Annotated in this window: 13 protein-coding genes; 8 read left to right on the forward strand and 5 right to left on the reverse strand. The window is 68.4% G+C overall.

Annotated elements, in window-relative coordinates; translation table 11 throughout:
* Positions 1–134: 134 nt before the first annotated feature.
* Genes KF708C_RS00005 through KF708C_RS00015 form a run of 3 tightly spaced genes read right to left on the reverse strand, consistent with a single transcriptional unit; the run spans position 135 to position 5,915 of the window.
* Complete coding sequence (locus tag KF708C_RS00005) at positions 135–1,583, reverse strand: AdeC/AdeK/OprM family multidrug efflux complex outer membrane factor (RefSeq protein WP_059410351.1); 1,449 nt, start codon at positions 1,581–1,583, stop codon at positions 135–137.
* Positions 1,580–4,726, reverse strand: a complete 3,147-nt coding sequence (locus tag KF708C_RS00010; RefSeq protein ID WP_020206317.1) for an efflux RND transporter permease subunit — start codon at positions 4,724–4,726, stop codon at positions 1,580–1,582. Before KF708C_RS00010 ends, KF708C_RS00005 begins: the two co-directional genes overlap by 4 nt.
* Before the next feature lie 40 nt (positions 4,727–4,766).
* Entirely contained in the window at positions 4,767–5,915 is a 1,149-nt protein-coding gene (locus tag KF708C_RS00015) for an efflux RND transporter periplasmic adaptor subunit (protein ID WP_029044303.1), read from the reverse strand.
* Between the two features lie 661 nt (positions 5,916–6,576).
* Here KF708C_RS00015 and KF708C_RS00020 point away from each other — a divergent pair.
* The 3 genes from KF708C_RS00020 (at position 6,577) to KF708C_RS00030 (ending at position 9,500) form a co-directional block, all read left to right on the forward strand.
* A complete protein-coding gene (locus KF708C_RS00020; RefSeq protein WP_029044302.1) occupies positions 6,577–7,476 on the forward strand; it encodes a LysR family transcriptional regulator in 900 nt (299 codons plus the stop codon).
* A 219-nt stretch (positions 7,477–7,695) separates the two neighbouring features.
* The gene (locus tag KF708C_RS00025; RefSeq protein WP_020206314.1) at positions 7,696–8,448 is read left to right on the forward strand and encodes an SDR family NAD(P)-dependent oxidoreductase; all 753 of its coding nucleotides are present in this window, start codon (positions 7,696–7,698) and stop codon (positions 8,446–8,448) included.
* Between the two features lie 62 nt (positions 8,449–8,510).
* Positions 8,511–9,500, forward strand: a complete 990-nt coding sequence (locus KF708C_RS00030; RefSeq protein WP_059410352.1) for a zinc-dependent alcohol dehydrogenase family protein — start codon at positions 8,511–8,513, stop codon at positions 9,498–9,500.
* Positions 9,501–9,544: 44 nt separating this feature from the next.
* On the opposite strand, the gene pstS is transcribed toward KF708C_RS00030, so the two are convergent.
* Complete coding sequence (gene pstS / locus KF708C_RS00035) at positions 9,545–10,603, reverse strand: phosphate ABC transporter substrate-binding protein PstS (RefSeq protein ID WP_059410353.1); 1,059 nt, start codon at positions 10,601–10,603, stop codon at positions 9,545–9,547.
* A gap of 173 nt (positions 10,604–10,776) precedes the next feature.
* A complete protein-coding gene (locus KF708C_RS00040; RefSeq protein WP_020206311.1) occupies positions 10,777–11,445 on the reverse strand; it encodes a Crp/Fnr family transcriptional regulator in 669 nt (222 codons plus the stop codon).
* Between the two features lie 243 nt (positions 11,446–11,688).
* On the opposite strand from KF708C_RS00040, the gene KF708C_RS00045 reads away from it, so the two are divergent.
* The 5 genes from KF708C_RS00045 to KF708C_RS00065 all read left to right on the forward strand — a co-directional run bounded on the left by KF708C_RS00045 (position 11,689) and on the right by KF708C_RS00065 (position 18,037).
* On the forward strand, positions 11,689–13,641 hold the full coding sequence (locus KF708C_RS00045; protein WP_059410354.1) for an AMP-dependent synthetase/ligase: 1,953 nt from the start codon (positions 11,689–11,691) through the stop codon (positions 13,639–13,641).
* A 14-nt stretch (positions 13,642–13,655) separates the two neighbouring features.
* Positions 13,656–14,561, forward strand: coding sequence for an ABC transporter ATP-binding protein (locus tag KF708C_RS00050; protein WP_020206309.1), 906 nt, complete (start codon positions 13,656–13,658; stop codon positions 14,559–14,561).
* A gap of 36 nt (positions 14,562–14,597) precedes the next feature.
* Complete coding sequence (locus KF708C_RS00055) at positions 14,598–15,512, forward strand: branched-chain amino acid ABC transporter permease (protein WP_020206308.1); 915 nt, start codon at positions 14,598–14,600, stop codon at positions 15,510–15,512.
* 29 nt (positions 15,513–15,541) lie between these two features.
* Positions 15,542–16,618, forward strand: a complete 1,077-nt coding sequence (locus KF708C_RS00060; protein ID WP_059410355.1) for a branched-chain amino acid ABC transporter permease — start codon at positions 15,542–15,544, stop codon at positions 16,616–16,618.
* 84 nt (positions 16,619–16,702) lie between these two features.
* Positions 16,703–18,037, forward strand: coding sequence for an ABC transporter substrate-binding protein (locus KF708C_RS00065; protein WP_059410356.1), 1,335 nt, complete (start codon positions 16,703–16,705; stop codon positions 18,035–18,037).
* The last annotated feature ends 12 nt before the right edge of the window (positions 18,038–18,049 follow it).

The raw sequence follows: 18,049 nt of genomic DNA on the forward strand, positions 1-18,049 counted from the left end.
TTTGGGTTCAAGCACCAAAACCGCCCGAGCCTAAAGACCCACGAAAGCTAGAACAAGGACCCCAAGCTCGAACCACCAATCAAGCCCGAGCCGCCAGGCCCACAGCAGCTAGAACAAGGAGCCCAGCCTCCCCCCTACGAAGCCGGCGTCCCGGCCCCCCCAACCACATCCTTCCACCCACCTCCAAGCGCCTTGTACAGATTGACCTCGCTGCTCAACTGGTTGAGCCGGTCGCCAATCAGCACCTGCTGTGCGCTATACAGCTGGCGCTGCGCGTCGAGCACGGTCAGGTAGTTGTCGACCCCGGTGCGGTAACGCTGCTCGGCCAGCTTGTAGTAGTCCTGCGTGGCGTCGACCAGCCGCGTCTGCGCCTGGAGCTGCTCGCTGAACGTGCCGCGCGCGGCCAGCCCGTCGGCGACTTCGCGGAAGGCGGTCTGAATGGTGCGTTCGTACTGCGCCACGTTGATGTCCTTCTGGATGCGCGCGTAGTCCAGGCTTGCCGACAGGCTGCCCGCGGTAAACAGCGGCAGGTTGATGTGCGGCTGGAACAGCCAGGTGCCCGAGCCCGCCGAGAACAGGTCGGAGAGCTGGTTGCTGGCCGTGCCGGCGGAGGCGGTCAGGCTGATGCTGGGGAAGAACGCCGCGCGCGCCGCGCCGATGTCGGCGTTGGCCGACAGCAGCTGGTGCTCGGCCGAGAGGATGTCGGGCCGGTTCTGCAGCAGGTCGGACGGCAGGCCGGCCGGGACTTCGGCCAGCAGCTTCTGGTCGAGGTCCAGCCCTGGCGGCAGGTCGGCCGGCATGCTGGCGGTGCCGAGCAGCACCAGCAGCGCGTTCTCGTCCTGCGCGACCTGGCGCGTGTAGCGTGCCAGGCTGGCGCGCGCGGTTTCCACGCTGGTCTGCGCCTGGCGCAGGTCCAGGCGTGAGGCCACGCCTTCGTCGTAGCTGCGCTTGGTCAGGCGGTAGCTGCGCTCGTAGGTGCCGAGCGTGTCGCGCGTGAGCTTCAGCAGCGCCTCGTCGGCGCGCAGCGTCAGGTAGGCGTCCGCCACGCTGGCGACCAGCGCGACGTGGGTGCCGCGCATGGCTTCCTGGCTGGCGAAGTAGCGTTCCAGCGTGGCGGTGCTCAGGCTGCGCACGCGCCCGAACAGGTCGAGCTCCCACGCGGTGGTGCCGAGCGACACGCCGTAGCTGCTGCTGATGACGCGCTGGCCGGTGGTGGACAGGTCGGCCGGCACGCGCTGGCGCGAGCCCGAGCCGCTGGCGTCCACCTCGGGGAACAGCTCGGCGCGCTGGATGCGGTACTGCGCGCGGTAGGCCTCGACGTTGAGCGCGGCCACGCGCAGGTCGCGGTTGTTGTCGAGCGCCGTCTCGATGAGGCGGCGCAGGCGCGGGTCGGCGAAGAAATCGCGCCAGCCGAGTTCGGTCGCCTGCGGCGCCTGGGCGGGGGCGGCCTGCGGGTAGGCCGGGCCCTGCGGGTAGGCGCCCGCCACCGGCGCGGCCGGGCGCTCGTAGTGCGGAATCAGGCTGCAACCGGACAGCGCAGCGAGCGCCGCCGCGGCGGCCAGGCCAATCACGTGTTTTTTCATTGGAGCGCTTCCGTTTTGATGGGGGCGGCGTCGTCGTGGGGCTTGCGCTTGAACAGCGCGCCCACCGCGACGAAGAACAGCGGCACCCAGAAGATGGCCAGGACCGTGGCCGTCACCATGCCGCCGATCACGCCCGTGCCGATCGCGTGCTGGCTGCCGGCGCCGGCGCCGCTCGATACCGCCAGCGGCGCCACGCCCAGCATGAACGCGAGCGAGGTCATGATGATCGGGCGCAGCCGCATGCGGCAGGCCTCGACCGCGGATTCGACCAGACCCTTGCCCTGCTCATGCAGCTCCTTGGCGAATTCCACGATCAGGATCGCGTTCTTGGCCGACAGGCCGACCGTGGTCAGCAGGCCCACCTGGAAGAACACGTCGTTGGACAGCCCGCGCAGCAGCGTGGCCAGCAGCGCGCCGATCACGCCCAGCGGCACCACCAGCATCACCGAGAACGGGATCGACCAGCTTTCGTACAGCGCGGCCAGGCACAGGAACACCACGAGCAGCGACAGCGCGTACAGCGCCGGCGCCTGCGAGCCGGACAGCCGCTCTTCATACGACAGGCCGGTCCACGCATAGCCGATGCCCGGCGGCATCTGCTTCATGATTTCCTCGACGGCGGCCATCGCCTCGCCCGAACTGCGGCCCGCGGCCGGCTCGCCGAGCACTTCCACCGCCGGCACGCCGTTGTAGCGCTGCAGCTTGGGCGAGCCGTAGCCCCAGCGGCCGGTGGCGAAGGCCGAGAACGGCACCATCGTGCCCTTGTCGTTGCGCACGAACCACTTGTCCACGTCGTCCGGGTTCATGCGCGAGTTGGGCTGGCCCTGCAGGTAGACCCGCTTGACGCGGCCGCGGTCGATGAAGTCGTTGACGTAGCTCGAGCCCCACGCGATCGACACCGTGTTGTTGATGTCCGACAGCGACAGGCCCAGCGCGCGCGCCTTCTCGTCGTCGATCTCCAGCATGTACTGCGGCTGGTCGTTCAGGCCGTTCGGGCGCACGCGCTGCAGCACCGGGTTCTTCGACGCGAGCTGCAGGAACTTGTCGCGCGCGTTCATCAGCGCCTGGTGGCCCAGGCCCGCCTGGTCCTGCATGTAGAGGTCGAAGCCGGTGGCGTTGCCGAGCTCCTGCACCGCGGGCGGCGCGAACGCGAACGACAGCGAATCGCGGAACGAGGCGAACTTGCGCTGCGCGCGCTGGGTCAGGTCGAACACGCTGGTGTTCTCGCCGCTGCGTTCTTCCCACGGCTTGAGCAGGATGAACGCCAGGCCCGAGTTCTGGCCGCGGCCGGCGAAGTTGAAGCCGTTGACCGTGAACAGTGAGTCCACCACCTTGCCTTCGTCCTTGAGCAGGTACTCGCGCATCTGGTCGAGCACCTTCTGCGTGCGCTCGGCGGTCGCGCCCGGCGGCGTCTGCACCTGGGCATACAGCACGCCCTGGTCTTCTTCCGGCAGGAACGAGGTCGGGATGCGCGTGAACAGGAAGGCCATCGCCGCGACGATCGCCACGTAGAGCAGCAGGAACGGAATGCGCCGGCGCAGGATGCCCTGCACGCTGCGCTCGTAGCTCTGCGTGGTGGAGATGAACTTGCGGTTGAACCAGCCGAAGAAGCCGCGCTTGTGCTCGCCGTGGTCGCCCTTGTCGATCGGCTTGAGCATGGTCGCGCACAGCGCCGGCGTCAGCACCAGCGCCACCAGCACCGACAGCACCATCGACGAGACGATGGTGATCGAGAACTGGCGGTAGATCACGCCGGTCGAGCCGCCGAAGAACGCCATCGGCAGGAACACCGCCGAGAGCACCATCGCGATGCCCACCAGCGCGCCCTGGATCTGCCCCATCGACTTGCGCGCGGCCTCCTTGGGCGACAGTCCTTCCTCGGCCATCACCCGCTCGACGTTCTCCACCACCACGATGGCATCGTCCACCAGCAGGCCGATCGCCAGCACCATGCCGAACATGGTCAGCGTGTTGATCGAGTAGCCGAACGCCGCCAGCACGCCGAACGTGCCCAGCAGCACCACCGGCACGGCGATGGTCGGGATCAGCGTGGCGCGCACGTTCTGCAGGAACAGGTACATCACCAGGAACACCAGCACGATGGCTTCGAGCAGCGTCTTCACCACCTCGTGGATGGAGCCCGAGATCACCGGCGAGGTGTCATACGGGTACACCACCTTCATGCCCTGCGGGAAGAACGGCTGCAGCTGGTCCAGCGTCTGGCGGATCGCCTTGACCGTCTCCAGCGCGTTGGCGCCGCTGGCCAGGCGCACGGCGATGCCGGAAGCCGGCTGGCCGTTGTAGAGCGCGTTGATGTTGTAGTCCTGGCCGCCCAGCTCCACCTGCGCCACGTCCTTCAGGCGCACCTGCGAGCCGTCCGGGTTGACCTTGAGCAGGATGTTGCCGAACTGCTCGCTGGTCTGCAGGCGGGTCTTGCCGATCACGCTGGCGTTGAGCTGCTGGCCCTTGACCGCCGGCAGCCCGCCCAGCTGGCCGGAGGCCACCTGCACGTTCTGCGCCTTGATGGCGTTGCTGACGTCGAGCGGCGCGAGCTGGAAGCTGTTGAGCTTGGCCGGGTCGATCCACACGCGCATCGCGTACTGCGAGCCGAACACCTGGAAGTCGCCCACGCCGTAGGTGCGCGACAGCGGATCCTGGATGTTCGAGACGATGTAGTTCGACAAGTCCTCGCGCGTCACTTTCGGATCGGTCGAGATCAGGCCCACGATGAGCAGGAAGTTGCGCACCGACTTGGTCACGCGGATGCCCTGCTGCTGGACTTCCTGCGGCAGCAGCGGCGTGGCCAGCTGCAGCTTGTTCTGCACCTGCACCTGCGCGATGTCGGGGTTGGTGCCCTGCTCGAAGGTCACGGTGATGGTCATGCTGCCGTCGGAATTGCTTTCCGACGAGATGTAGCGCAGGCGGTCCAGGCCATTGAGCTGCTGCTCGATGACCTGCACGACCGTGTCCTGCACCGTCTCGGCGGAAGCGCCGGGGTAGTTGACCGAAATGGCGATGGTCGGCGGCGCGATCGCCGGGTACTGGCTGATCGGCAGTGCCCGGATCGACAGCACGCCGGCGAGCATGATGACCAGCGCGATCACCCACGCGAAGATCGGGCGATCGATGAAGAATTTAGACATGGAGGATTCCTTATCCCTTGTTCCTTGCTCGGGCGCGTGCTCAGGACTTGGCCGGCGCGGCGGCGGCCGGCGCGTTGCCGGAAGCCTGCGCGGCCGCCGGCACCGCCTTGACCTTGGCGCCCGGGCGCACGAACTGCAGGCCCTCGACGATGACGCGGTCGCCGGCGTTCAGGCCGCTGCTCACCAGCCACTTGTCGCCGACCGCGCGCTCGGTGGTGAGCGTGCGCAGCTCGACCTCGTCCTTGGCGTTGACCACCAGCGCGGTGGCCTGGCCCTTGAGGTCGCGCGTGACGCCGACCTGCGGCGCCAGGATCGCGTTGGCCTTGACGCCTTCGCTCAGGCGCGCGTGCACGAACATGCCCGGCAGCAGCACGTGGTTCGGGTTCGGGAACACCGCGCGCAGCGTCACCGAGCCGGTGCCCTGGTCCACCGACACCTCGGAGAACTCGAGCCGGCCGGTCTCGGGGTAGGTCGTGCCGTCCTCCAGCCGCAGGTTCACCTTGGCCGCGTTGGCGCCGGCGCCGTCGAGCTTGCCGTCGGCCAGCTCGCGGCGCAGGCGCAGCAGCGTGGACGAGGGCTGCGTCACGTCGACGAAGATCGGGTCGATCTGCTGCACCGTGGCCAGCGCGGTGGCCTGCCCGTTGACCGCCAGCGCGCCCTGGGTCACGCTGGAGCGGCCGATGCGCCCGGAGATCGGCGCCAGCACCTTGGTGTAGCGCAGGTTGATCTCGGCGCGCTGCACGGCGGCCTGCGCCTGCAGGAACGACGCCTTGGCCTCGGCCGCGGCCTGCTTGCTGACCGCCTCGTCGGCGACCAGCTTGCCGTAGCGCTCGGCCAGCAGCCGGCTCGATTCCAGCGTGGCCTGCGCGCTCTTGTAGGCGGCGTCGTAGGTGGACGGGTCGATCTGGTACAGCTGCTGACCCTGCTTGACGTCGCTGCCTTCCTTGAACAGCCGGTGCTGGATGATGCCGTCGACCTGCGGCCGCACTTCGGCGACGAGGTAGGCGGTGGTGCGGCCCGGCAGCTCGGAGTCCACCATGACCGACTCCGGCGCCAGCGTGACCACCCCGACCTGCGGCGGCTGCGGTGCCGCGGCCGCCTGTTCTTTCTTGCCGCATCCGGCGAGCGCGGCCAGGGCAATCCCCGGCACGCCCAGAATCAAAGCACGCGTGATGCGCGATCGTTGCATTGCGATTTCCTAGAAGATTGAAAGACTGCGAGACCCGCTCGACCGCCGGACCGTCCATTCTGCGGTCGCGTGGGTCAGCCGATACGGTTGAGTGAGAGCGCCCGCCAGCAGGCGCCTACGCCGGAAATCCGGCGGCAATTGCGATTGTGGATGCGAAGATAGCTGACAGGTCAGATGATTACAAGAGGATGATAGGGAAATGAAATACCGGGCAACGAACGCTCAGGCAGCCTGCGCCGGAGTTTGGTTCCTGGCGCGGGGCACGAGGCAGCCCGGTGTCGGGCGTTTCGGGACGGTGGCAGTCATGCCGCAGAAGCGAGCAAGGAACGTGCCGCCGGGGCCTCACGATGCGTGGCGTGAGTGCGCCTACCGATACGCAGATAGGTGATTCTATCCCGGCTACGCAGGGTTTTCCCGACATTGTCCGGGCGAAATATTTCAAACGATTAATGCGGTGCCCGATGCGGCGCTGTCACCTGCGGCATGTTGTCGCAGTGGCGGCGCGGCGATGATCCATTCTGGTGCGCGAGTCCGCACAAAAAACCGCACAAGAAAGCCGCACGAAAGAGCGCACGCGAAGCCGCGTCCCGCCCGCGCGCGGGCAATGAACGAAAATGGCGCGCGCCGGCAACTTTCAGATTTCAGACAGGACAAGGCAAGCATGAATATGTTCGAAGCGATGGGAATCTTCGTCCAGGTGGTCGATCACGGCAGCTTCGCGCGCGCCGCGCAGGCCAATCAGTTCCATCGCCCCGCCGTGACCAAGGCCATCCAGCAGCTCGAGCGCGAGCTGGGCGTGCAACTGCTCCACCGCACCACGCGCAAGCTGAGCATGACCGAGGAAGGCGAGGAGTTCTACCAGCGCTGCACCCAGCTGCTCGGCGACTTCGCCGACACGCTCGCGCTGTTCTCGCCGACGCGCCCGCCCAAGGGCAAGCTGCGCCTGGACATGCCCACGGCGGTGGCCAAGGCCATCATCGTGCCGGCGCTGCCCGACTTCCGCCGGCGCTATCCCGCCATCGAGCTCGTGCTGCGCTCATCCGACCACCACGTCGACCTGATCGGCGAAGGCGTGGACTGCGCCGTGCGCCTCGGCGAGCTGGCCGATTCCAGCCTGGTGGCGCGCCGCATCGGCACCATCCCGATGGTGACGTGCGGCTCGCCCGGCTACCTGGCCCGGCACGGCACGCCGGCCTCGCTCGACGACCTCGACCGCCACGTTGCGGTCAACTTCCTGGTCCAGCACGGCCGGCGCACGCTCGAATGGCAGTTCGACGCGGGCGACCGCATCGTCACCAGGCAGGTGCCCAGCGACATCGTGGTGGACGACTCCGAAGCGTTCCACGCCTGCGGGCTGGCCGGACTCGGCCTGCTGCAGGGCCTGCGGCCCGCGCTGCAGCCCTACATCGACGCCGGCCAGCTGGTCGAGGTCCTGCCGCACTGCAAGCCGGTGCCCAGGCCGATCTCCGTGGTCATGACGCAGCGCCGCCACCGGCCGCCCAAGGTCGATGCGTTCATCGGCTGGCTGGAGGCGCTGTTCGTCGAGCGCGGGCTGGCCTGAGCGCCGGCCGCGCGCCATTGTTATTGCCACGGCAATAGTCAAGTTCGCCGGCGCGCGTTTATCGGCGCGGGCATTGCGCGTAGATTCCCGCCGCGGGCAGTGCCGGTCCTTGCTGGTCTTCGCGGGTCTTCGCATGCCACGGCCGGGCGACGAGGTCGGCGCCTGCGCTCGCCTGCCAATCGCATTTGCCGCCCACGCGGCACCGAACCGGGAAACAAGATGGACCTGCAGCTCAGCGGCAAGACCGCCGTCGTCACCGGCGCCAGCCAGGGCATCGGCCGCGCCATCGCCAGGACGCTGGCCGCCGAGGGCGCCAGGGTGCTGGCGACCGCGCGCGACGAAGCGCTGCTCGCCAGCCTGGCCGACGAGATCGTCGCCGCCGGCGGCGCCGACCCCGTCCTGCTGGTGCAGGACTTCGTCGCCGACGACGGCCCGCGCCGCATCGCCGACGCCGCGCTGGCGCGGCTCGGCCACGTCGACATCCTCGTCAACAACGCCGGCGGCAGCCGCCCGATGGGCGTGGACGCCCCCGAGGCGCAATGGCTCGAAGGCATGACGCTCAACTTCGACCGCCACCGCCAGCTCACCCAGGCGCTGCTGCCCAATTTCCTCGAACGCAAGTCGGGCGCCATCGTCAGCCTGTCCGGCAACCTCGAGCCGGAAGTGGTCAATGCCGCGATGGTGGCCAAGGCCGGCCTCGTGGTCTGGTCCAAGGGCCTGTCCGAGCAGCTCGGCCAGCACGGCATCACGGTCAACTGCGTGCAGCCCGGCCTGATCGACACCGCGCAGATCCGCCGCCTGTACCCCGGCGACGAGCGCCGCAAGTTCGCCGAGCGCGAGATCGCGCTGCGCGACTTCGGCGAGCCCGAGGACGTGGCCAACGCGGTGGCGTTCCTGGTGTCGCCGCGGGCGCGCTACATCACCGGCACGGTGATGCTGGTCGACGGCGGCATGCGCCGCTACGCGTTCTGACCGCCGTTCCCCGCTTCGCTTCATTTTCAGACAACCGCCAGATTCGCCAAGAGAACGACGCAATGCCAAAGGTCTATCAGTTCAACCGCACCGGCGGTCCCGAGGTGCTGGAGCTGCATGAAGTGGAAGTGGCCGCGCCCGGCGCCGGCGAAGTGCGCATCCGCGTCAAGGCAATCGGCCTGAACCGTGCCGAAGTGATGTACCGCAGCGGGCAATACGTGATCGAGCCGCGTTTTCCGGCCCGCCTGGGCTATGAAGCCGCCGGCGTGGTCGATGCGGTCGGCGCCGGCGTGGCGGGCTTCGCGCCCGGCGACGAGGTCAGCGTGGTGCCCGCCTTCTCGTTCGCCGACTACGGTATGTACGGCGAGCTCGTCAACGCGCCCGCGCATGCGGTGGTGAAGCACCCGCGCGGCCTGTCGTTCGTCGATGCCGCCGCGGCGTGGATGATGTTCGTCACCGCCTACGGCGCGCTGGTCGAACTCGGCAACCTGCGCGCCGGCGAGACCGTGCTGGTGCGCGCGGCCTCCAGCAGCGTGGGCCTGGCCGCGATCCAGATCGCCAGGATGGCGGGCGCGGTGCCGGTGGCGCTGACGCGCGGCAGCGGCAAGCGGCAGGCGCTGCTGGACGCCGGCGCGGCGCACGTCATCGCCACGCAGGAGCAGGATCTCGTTGCCGAGGTGGCGCGCATCACCGGCGGCGCCGGCGCGCGTATGGCGTTCGACCCGGTCGGCGGGCCGGAGGCTGCCAGGCTGTTCAAGGCGCTGTGCGCGGGCGGCATCTTCTTCCAGTACGGCGCGCTCGACACTGGCGACATCCCGGTGCCGGTGATGGACCTGCTCGGCAAGCACCTGACGCTGCGCGGCTACGAGCTGTTCGAGATCACCACCGATCCGGAGCGGCTCGGCAAGGCCCGCGACTTCGTCAACGCCGGGCTCGCCTCCGGCCAGCTGCGCCCGGTGGTGGACAAGACCTTCGCCTTCGAAGACATGGCCGCGGCGCACCGCTACATGGAGTCCAACGCGCAGGTCGGCAAGATCGTCGTCACCTTGTAGTTGCCACCCCGTGGTCGCCGCCCGGCAGCGGGGCGGCCCGCGCGTCAGCGGCCCGGCGCGCCGATGCTGCTCAGGCCGATCGGCGCGCCCGAGCGGTCGGTCACGCGCGCCAGCTCGCGGTAGGCGCGCGCCTGCACGCGCTCGGGCAGCGGCACGAACTTCGCCTCGCGCGCCAGGTCGTCGCCGCGCAGGTAGCCCCAGGTGACGAACTTCAGCGCATCGAGCGTGCGCGCGCCGCTCTGGCTGACCGCCGGCACCACGATGAAGGTGCCCATCGTGATCGGCCACGCGTTGGCGCCCGGCTGGTTCACCAGGCTCGCGGTGAAGTTGCCCTTCTGGTTCCACTCGCTCTGCACCACCGCCTCGCGGAAGTTGTCGACCTGCGCCGGCACGAAGCGCCCGGCCGCGTTGCGCAGCTGCACGGCGTTGAGGCCGGCGTCGAGCACGTAGTTGTAGTCCACGTAGCCGATGGTGCCGGCCGTGCCCTGCACGGCGCCGACCACCTCGCTGCTGCCGCGCGCGGCGGTGAAGGACGACGGCCACGGCAAGGTGGACTGGGTGCCGTAGGTGGCCTTCCAGTCCGCGCTGACCGCGCTCAGGTAGCTGCTGAAATGGTAGGTGGTGCCCGAGCCGTCCGCGCGCACCACCGGGCGGATCGGCAGGCGCGGCAGCGCGACGCCGGGGTTGAGCGCGCGGATCTCCGGCGCGTCCCAGGCCGTGAGCTTGCCCAGGAAGATCGCCGCCAGCACCTCGCCGGTGAGCTTGAGCCTGCCCTGCGGCACGCCGGGCAGGTTGACCACCGGCACCGCGCCCGTCACCACCGACGGCACGAACACCAGCCCGGCCTTCTTCGCTTCCGCCTCCGGCATGGGCACGTCCGACGCGCCGAAGTCCACCTGCCCGGCGCGCACGCGCTTGAGGCCCTCGCCCGAGCCGACCGCGTCGTACTGGAGCGTGACGCCGGTGGCGGCCTTGTAGCCGTCCGCCCAGACGCGGTAGATGGGCGCGGCGGCGGTGGAGCCCGCGCCGCGGATCTCGGTGGCGGCCAGCGCGGACGCGCCGCAGGTCAGCGCCGCCAGGGCGGCCAGGAAAGCCTTTCGCATGATGGGGATACTTGTCGGAGGACGCTGGGAGACGAGGCGCGATTGTATAGGAGCGGCGTGACGCGCATGCCCGCCGGATGCGGCCCTGTCGCGCGGCGCGCATCGGCCCGCCGCCGTCATCATCCTGACGCACGGCGGCGGTAGCCGGCGCCGCGGGGAAGCAACCCGGAGCGTCACTCTCCGTACTGCCGCAGCCCCTCCAGGTCCAGCACCTCGATCACGCCGTAGTCCACCTTCACCAGCCCCTGCTGCTCCAGCACCTTGAGCGCCTGGTTGGCGCGCTGGCGCGAGATGCCCGCCAGCAGGCCGATCTCCTCCTGCGAGATTTCCAGCGTGGTGCCCAGCCCCGGATACAGGTGCTCGTTGAACAGCGACGACACCGCGCGCGCCACGCGCGAGTCGATGTCGAGCAGGCGCTCGTATTCCACCGCGGCGATGAACTGCCCGAGCCGCTCGTTGAACTGCGTGAGCAGGAAGCGCGTAAACGGCAGGCTGGTATCGAGCAGCCACTGGAAGGTGTCGAGCGGCAGGAAGGCGATGCGCGAGCGGCGCAGCGCCATCACGTCGTACTTGCGGATCTCGCGCTTGAGCACCGCGCCCTCGCCGAACCAGCCGCCGGTGGGCACGCCGGTGAACGTCACCGACTTGCCCGAGGGCGACACCGTGGTGATCTTGACGATGCCTTCGAGCACGCCCAGCCAGTGCTCGGCCACGTCGCCCTTGTGGCAGACGTAGTCGCCCTGGCTGTACTCGCGCACGCACATCGCGCGGCGCACGCGGTCGCGCTGCTCGGGCGTGAGGTCGGCCGCCCACACGCAGCGGTCCACGAAATCGTTAAGCATTAGCTGAAAACCCTTCCCGTAGGGATTAACCCCGAATTGTCACCGGCGTGACAACCGGGGGAAATGGCATGAACTATCTTACGATCACCACGAACCGCGAGTGCGCGCCAGGACAGGCGCGGCGGGCTTGTTGCGACGCGGCAGCCGCAGGGCCGCCGGCGGGCAAAACAGGCCAAGTATAACCAGCGGAAGCAGGCTTGACACCGGCCGCGGAGCCCCGCCGCCGAGGGAAAGGAGACAGCGATGCAGGAACCGTCGGCGACGACCTTCCCGCGCCTGCTGCTGGCGCATGCCCAGCAGCGGCCCGGAAGCCCGGCCTACCGCGAGAAGGACCTCGGTATCTGGCAGACCTACAGCTGGGCGCAGGCCGCGCAGGAGGTGCGCGCGCTCGCCTGCGGGCTGGCCGCGCTCGGTTTTGCGCGCGGCATGAACCTCGCGGTGGTGGGCGACAACCGCCCGCGCCTGTACTGGGCCATGAGCGCCGCGCAGGCGCTCGGCGGCGTGCCCGTGCCGCTGTACCAGGACGCCATCGGCGGCGAGATGGTCTACGTGCTCGACGACGCCGAGATCGACTTCGCCATCGTCGAGGACCAGGAGCAGGTCGACAAGCTGCTCGAAGTCCAGGCGCAGCGCGCCGTGCGCCACATCGTCTACGAAGACCCGCGCGGGCTGCGCGGCTACGACCATCCGGCGCTGATGTCGTATGCGCGCCTGCAGGAGATCGGCCGCGAGTTCGACCGCGCCAACCCTGGTTTCTTCGATGCCGCGGTCGAGGCCGGCTCGCCCGAGGACACCGCCATCATCCTCTACACCTCCGGCACCACCGGCAAGCCCAAGGGCGTGTGCCATTCGCACCGCGGCCTGATCGGCGCGGCGCGCAACGGCTGCGCGTTCGACGGCCTGGTGCCCGGCGACGACGTGCTGTCCTACCTGCCGATGGCGTGGGTCGGCGACAACCTGTTCTCCTACGCGCAGGCGCTGGTGGCCGGTTTCACGGTGAACTGCCCCGAGTCGCGCGACACCGTGATGACCGACCTGCGCGAGATCGGCCCTACCTATTACTTCGCGCCGCCGCGCATCTACGAGAACCTGCTCACGCAGGTGATGATCCGCATGGAAGACGCGGGCTGGGCCAAGCGGCGCCTGTTCCGCTGGGCCATGAACGTGGCGCGCCGCTGCGGCACCGACATCCTCGACGGCCGCCCGGTGCCGCTGGCCGAGCGCCTGCGCTACGCCGCCGGCGAAGCGCTGATCTACGGGCCGTTGCGCAACGTGCTCGGCATGAGCCGCATCCGCGTGGGCTACACCGCCGGCGAGGCCATCGGCCCGGACCTGTTCCGCTTCTACCGCTCCATCGGCGTCAACCTCAAGCAGTTCTACGGCCAGACCGAGACCTGCGCCTACGTCTGCCTGCAGCCCGACGGCAAGGTCAAGTTCGACTCGGTCGGCCCGGCCGCGCCCGGCATGGAGATCCGCATCGCCGACAACGGCGAGGTGCTGGTGCGCGGCGTGGGCCTGCTCAAGTCCTACTACAAGCGCGACGACGCCACCCGCGAGGCCATCAACGACGAAGGCTATTTCATGACCGGCGACGCTGGCGTGATCGACGCCGACGGCCACCTCAAGATCATCGACCGCGCCAAGGACGTGGGCAAGCTCGCCGACGGCGCGATGTTCGCGCCCAAGTACATCGAGAACAAGCTCAAGTTCTTCCCCTACATCAAGGAAGCGGTGGCCTTCGGCACCGGGCGCGAGCGCGTCTGCGCGTTCATCAACATCGACTTCGACGCGGTGGGCAACTGGGCCGAGCGGCGCCACCTGCCGTATGCCGGTTATATCGACCTGGCCGCGCAGCCCGAGGTGATCGCCATGATCGGCGAGTGCGTGGCGCAGGTGAACGCGGACCTCGCGGCCGACGCCATGCTGGCCGGCTCGCAGGTGGCGCGCTTCCTGATCCTGCACAAGGAGCTCGACCCCGACGACGACGAGCTCACGCGCACGCGCAAGGTGCGGCGCGGCTTTATCGCGGAGAAATACGCCGCGCTGGTCGATGCGCTGTTCGCCGGCCGCGGCGAACAGTTCATCGAGACGCGCGTGAAGTTCGAGGACGGACGCGAAGGCAGCGTCTCGGCCACCCTGAAGCTGGTCGATGTGAAGCGCTTCCCGCCGGCCGCCGGCGCGGCGCGCGCGGCATGAGCGGGGACGCAAGGATGACGCAGATGGCATGGCAAGGCGTAGCGCGCGGCGGCGATGGCCAGCCCGCATGGAGCGGCGCGTCCGCCGCGGCGATCGCGGCGGAGTCTCCGCGGGAGGATGCGCAGGCCGCGCAGGCGCACGCGCGCCAGGCCGGCGACGTGATCCTGGACCTGCAGAACATTTCGCTCTCGTTCGGCGGGGTGAAGGCGCTCACGGACATCTCGTTCGACGTGCGCGAGCACGAGATCCGCGCCATCATCGGCCCCAACGGCGCGGGCAAGAGTTCCATGCTCAACGTCATCAACGGGGTCTACCACCCGCAGCAGGGCCGCATCGTCTTTCGCGGCGAGGAACGCCGCAAGATGCATCCGACCGAGGCCGCGCGCCAGGGCATCGCGCGCACCTTCCAGAACATCGCGCTGTTCAAGGGCATGACCGTGCTCGACAACATCATGACCGGGCGCAACACCAAATTCCGCAGCGGCCTGCTGGCCAACGCGCTGTGGTGGGGCCCGGCGCGCAACGAGGAAACGCGGCACCGCCGCAAGGTCGAGGAAGTGATCGACTTCCTGGAGATCCAGGCCATCCGCAAGACCCCGGTGGGGCGCCTGCCCTACGGCCTGCAAAAGCGCGTGGAACTCGCGCGGGCGCTGGCGGCCGAGCCGTCCATGCTGCTGCTCGACGAACCGATGGCCGGCATGAACGTGGAAGAAAAGCAGGACATGTGCCGCTTCATCCTCGACGTGAACCACCAGTTCGGCACCACCATCGTGCTGATCGAGCACGACATGGGCGTGGTGATGGACATCTCCGACCGCGTGGTGGTGCTCGACTACGGCAAGAAGATCGGCGACGGCACGCCCGACGTGGTCAAGGCCAACCCGGACGTGATCCGCGCCTACCTCGGCGCCGGGCACTGACGCGCGGGATCCAGGTAACAGGGAACAAGGAACACCATGACGTTCTTCTTCGAGATCCTGATCGGCGGCCTGCTGTCGGGACTGATGTACTCGCTGGTGGCGCTCGGCTTCGTGCTGATCTACAAGGCCTCGGGCGTGTTCAACTTCGCCCAGGGCGCGATGGTCTACTTCGCCGCGCTCGCGGTGGTGGGGCTGATGGACAAGGGCCTGCCGATGTGGGCCGCGGTGATCGGCGCGTTCGGCGTGATGCTGGTGGTGGGCATCAGCACCGAGCGCTTCGTGCTGCGCAAGCTGGTCAACCAGCCGCCCATCACGCTGTTCATGGCCACCATCGGCCTGTCGTTCTTCCTCGAAGGGCTGGGGCCGCTGCTGTTCGGCAACGAAGTGCGGCCGATCAACCTCGGCATCGTCGACGAGCCGATCGAGGCCATCCTCACGCGCTTCAACATCGTGCTGTCCAAGTTCGACCTCGCCGCGGCGGCCATCGCCGGCATCCTGGTCGGCGCGCTGGCGCTGTTCTTCCAGTTCACCAAGGTCGGCCGCGCGCTGCGCGCGGTGGCGGACGACCACCAGGCGGCGCTGTCGCTGGGGATTCCGCTGCAGCATATCTGGGCCATCGTGTGGGGCGTGGCGGGGTTCGTCGCGCTGGTGGCGGGCATGCTGTGGGGCTCGCGCAATGGCGTGCAGTTCGCGCTGACGCTGACGGCGCTCAAGGCGCTGCCGGTGCTGATCCTGGGCGGCTTCACCTCGGTGCCGGGCGCCATTGTCGGCGGGCTCATCATCGGCGCGTCGGAGAAGCTGGCCGAGATCTACATTCCGCCGGTGTTCCAGTCCGCGTTCGGCGGCAACTTCGGCGGCATCGAAGGGTGGTTCCCCTACGTGTTCGCGTTGCTCTTCCTGCTGGTGCGGCCCGAGGGGCTGTTCGGCGAGAAACACATCGACCGCGTCTGAGCGGCACGGCCCCAACAGGAGACAAGCCCATGTTCTATCGTGAAGCCGGCCAGTTCAAGACCACCTACGAGGCCGACAGCCAGGTATTCCCGATCCGCCAGGACCGCATCGGCTTCGCCGTGCTGATGGCGGTGGCCTTCGTGGCGATTCCGTTCACCGCGTCGGAATACTGGTTCTCCGCCATCCTGATCCCGTTCCTGATCTTCGCGCTGGCCGCGCTCGGCCTCAACATCCTGACCGGCTACGCCGGCCAGCTCTCGCTCGGCACCGCCGCGTTCATGGCGGTGGGCGCCTACGCCGCGTACAACTTCCAGCTGCGCATCGAAGGGCTGCCGGTGCTGCTCACGTTCATCCTGGCGGGGTTGTCCGCCGCGCTGGTCGGCGTGGCGTTCGGCCTGCCGTCGCTGCGCATCAAGGGCTTCTACCTCGCCGTGGCCACGCTGGCCGCGCAGTTCTTCGTGGTGTGGGCGCTGACCAAGTTTCCCTGGTTCTCCAACAACAGCTCCTCCGGCGTGATCACCGCGCAGAAGCTCGCGCTGTTCGGCATCGCCATCGATACGCCCGTGAAGAAATACCTGTTCGTGCTGGCGCTGGTGACGGTGCTGGCGGTGGTGGCCAAGAACCTGGTGCGCTCGTCCACGGGCCGCGCGTGGATGTCGGTGCGCGACATGGACGTGGCCGCCGAGGTGATCGGCATCCCGCTCATGCGCACCAAGCTGCTGGCGTTCGCCGTCAGCTCGTTCTACTGCGGCGTGGCCGGCGCGCTCTATGCGTTCTGCTACCTCGGCTCGGTGGAGCCGGACGGCTTCTCGCTGGACCTGTCGTTCCGCGTGCTGTTCATGATCATCATCGGCGGCGTGGGCAGCATCCTCGGCGCCTTCCTCGGCGCGGCCTTCATCCTGCTGCTGCCGATCTTCCTGGACAACGTGCTGCCGCCGCTGGCCGCGCTGCTGCACCTGCCGTTCACCAACGCGGCGGTGTCGCACATCCAGCTGATGGTGTTCGGCGCGCTCATCATCTTCTTCCTGGTGGTGGAGCCGCACGGGCTCGCGCGGCTGTGGCAGATCGCCAAGGAAAAGCTGCGGCTGTGGCCGTTCCCGCATTGAGACATTGACGAGATTTCGAGGTCGGACCAAGCAAAACGGGTATTCCATAACAAACACACACCTGCCAAGGTGAAGGAGACTGTCATGACCATCCTGATTCGCAACCTGCGGCGCATCGCCGTGGCCGCGGGCGCGTGCGCCGCGCTGCTGGCGCCGCCGGCCGCGCAGGCCCAGAGCGGCGAGCAGTTCGTGGCGCTGCCCAGCTACCGCGTGGGGCCGTACGGCGCCAACGGGCAGTCCTTCTACGGCGGCTTCATCGACTACCTCAACTACGTCAACCTCAAGGACGGCGGCGTCAACGGCGTCAAGCTCTCTTGGGAAGAATGCGAGACCGAGTACAACAACGCCAAGGGCGTGGAATGCTATGAGCGCCTGAAGTCCAAGAGCGCGGCCAGCAAGGGCACCGCGTACCACACCATGTCCACCGGCATCTCCTACGCGCTGGTGGACAAGACCTCGGCCGACAAGGTGCCGCTGGTGATGATGGGCTACGGCCGCACCGACGCGGTGGACGGCTCGGTGTTCCCCTATGCCTTCCCGCTCGTGACCACGTACCAGATGCAGGTCTCGGCCATCGTCAAGTTCCTGGCCGGCAAGAACGGCGGCTCGCTCGCCGGCAAGAAGATCGTCTACCTGTACCACGACTCCGCCTACGGCAAGGAACCCATCGTCGCGCTGGAAGCCGAGGCCAAGCTCGGCAAGTTCAACCTGGTCGAGATCCCGGTGGCGCACCCCGGCAACGAGCAGGGCGCGCAGTGGCTCAAGATCCGCCAGGAAAATCCCGACTACGTGATCTTCTGGGGCTGGGGCGTGATGAACCAGACCGCGCTCAAGGCCGCGCAGAAGGTCGGCTACGCGCGCGACAAGATGATCGGCTCGTGGTGGGCCGGCTCCGAGGAAGACACCGTGCCCGCCGGCGACGCCGCCAAGGGCTACATGAGCGCCACCTGGAACGTGGCCGGCAAGACCGTGCCCGTCATCGCCGACATCGACAAGGTGGTCTACGGCGCCGGCAAGGGCAACATGCAGGACCGCAACAAGGTCGGCTCCGTGCTCTACAACCGCGGCGTGTCCGCCGCCGTGGTCACGGTGGAAGCCATCCGCGTGGCGCAGGCCAAATACGGCAAGGGCAAGGTCATGAGCGGCGACGACATGCGCTGGGCCTTCGAGAACCTCAACCTCACCAGCGCGCGCCTGCAGCAGCTCGGCGCCACCGGCCTGCTGCCCGAGATCAAGACCAGCTGCGACAACCACGAAGGCTCCGGCAAGGTGAAGATCCAGCAATGGGACGGCACCAGGTGGACCGTGGTGTCCGACTGGATCGAAGGCAACAAGAACCTGATCCACCCGCTGTTCAAGGCCACCGCCGCGCAGTTCGCCAAGGAGAAGGGAATCACGCCGGGGTGCATGAAGTCGTGATGGCCTGATGCT

The organism is Cupriavidus basilensis (assembly GCF_000876015.1).
GTDB lineage: Bacteria > Pseudomonadota > Gammaproteobacteria > Burkholderiales > Burkholderiaceae > Cupriavidus > Cupriavidus basilensis_B.

What these genes read in the sequence shown, in the direction of transcription:
- KF708C_RS00005 (WP_059410351.1), bottom strand. Translation starts at nt 1,583, where the DNA reads ATGAAAAAACACGTGATTGGCCTGGCCGCCGCGGCGGCGCTCGCTGCG.
- KF708C_RS00010 (WP_020206317.1), bottom strand. Translation starts at nt 4,726, where the DNA reads ATGTCTAAATTCTTCATCGATCGCCCGATCTTCGCGTGGGTGATCGCG.
- KF708C_RS00015 (WP_029044303.1), bottom strand. Translation starts at nt 5,915, where the DNA reads ATGCAACGATCGCGCATCACGCGTGCTTTGATTCTGGGCGTGCCGGGG.
- KF708C_RS00020 (WP_029044302.1), top strand. Translation starts at nt 6,577, where the DNA reads ATGAATATGTTCGAAGCGATGGGAATCTTCGTCCAGGTGGTCGATCAC.
- KF708C_RS00025 (WP_020206314.1), top strand. Translation starts at nt 7,696, where the DNA reads ATGGACCTGCAGCTCAGCGGCAAGACCGCCGTCGTCACCGGCGCCAGC.
- KF708C_RS00030 (WP_059410352.1), top strand. Translation starts at nt 8,511, where the DNA reads ATGCCAAAGGTCTATCAGTTCAACCGCACCGGCGGTCCCGAGGTGCTG.
- pstS (WP_059410353.1), bottom strand. Translation starts at nt 10,603, where the DNA reads ATGCGAAAGGCTTTCCTGGCCGCCCTGGCGGCGCTGACCTGCGGCGCG.
- KF708C_RS00040 (WP_020206311.1), bottom strand. Translation starts at nt 11,445, where the DNA reads ATGCTTAACGATTTCGTGGACCGCTGCGTGTGGGCGGCCGACCTCACG.
- KF708C_RS00045 (WP_059410354.1), top strand. Translation starts at nt 11,689, where the DNA reads ATGCAGGAACCGTCGGCGACGACCTTCCCGCGCCTGCTGCTGGCGCAT.
- KF708C_RS00050 (WP_020206309.1), top strand. Translation starts at nt 13,656, where the DNA reads ATGACGCAGATGGCATGGCAAGGCGTAGCGCGCGGCGGCGATGGCCAG.
- KF708C_RS00055 (WP_020206308.1), top strand. Translation starts at nt 14,598, where the DNA reads ATGACGTTCTTCTTCGAGATCCTGATCGGCGGCCTGCTGTCGGGACTG.
- KF708C_RS00060 (WP_059410355.1), top strand. Translation starts at nt 15,542, where the DNA reads ATGTTCTATCGTGAAGCCGGCCAGTTCAAGACCACCTACGAGGCCGAC.
- KF708C_RS00065 (WP_059410356.1), top strand. Translation starts at nt 16,703, where the DNA reads ATGACCATCCTGATTCGCAACCTGCGGCGCATCGCCGTGGCCGCGGGC.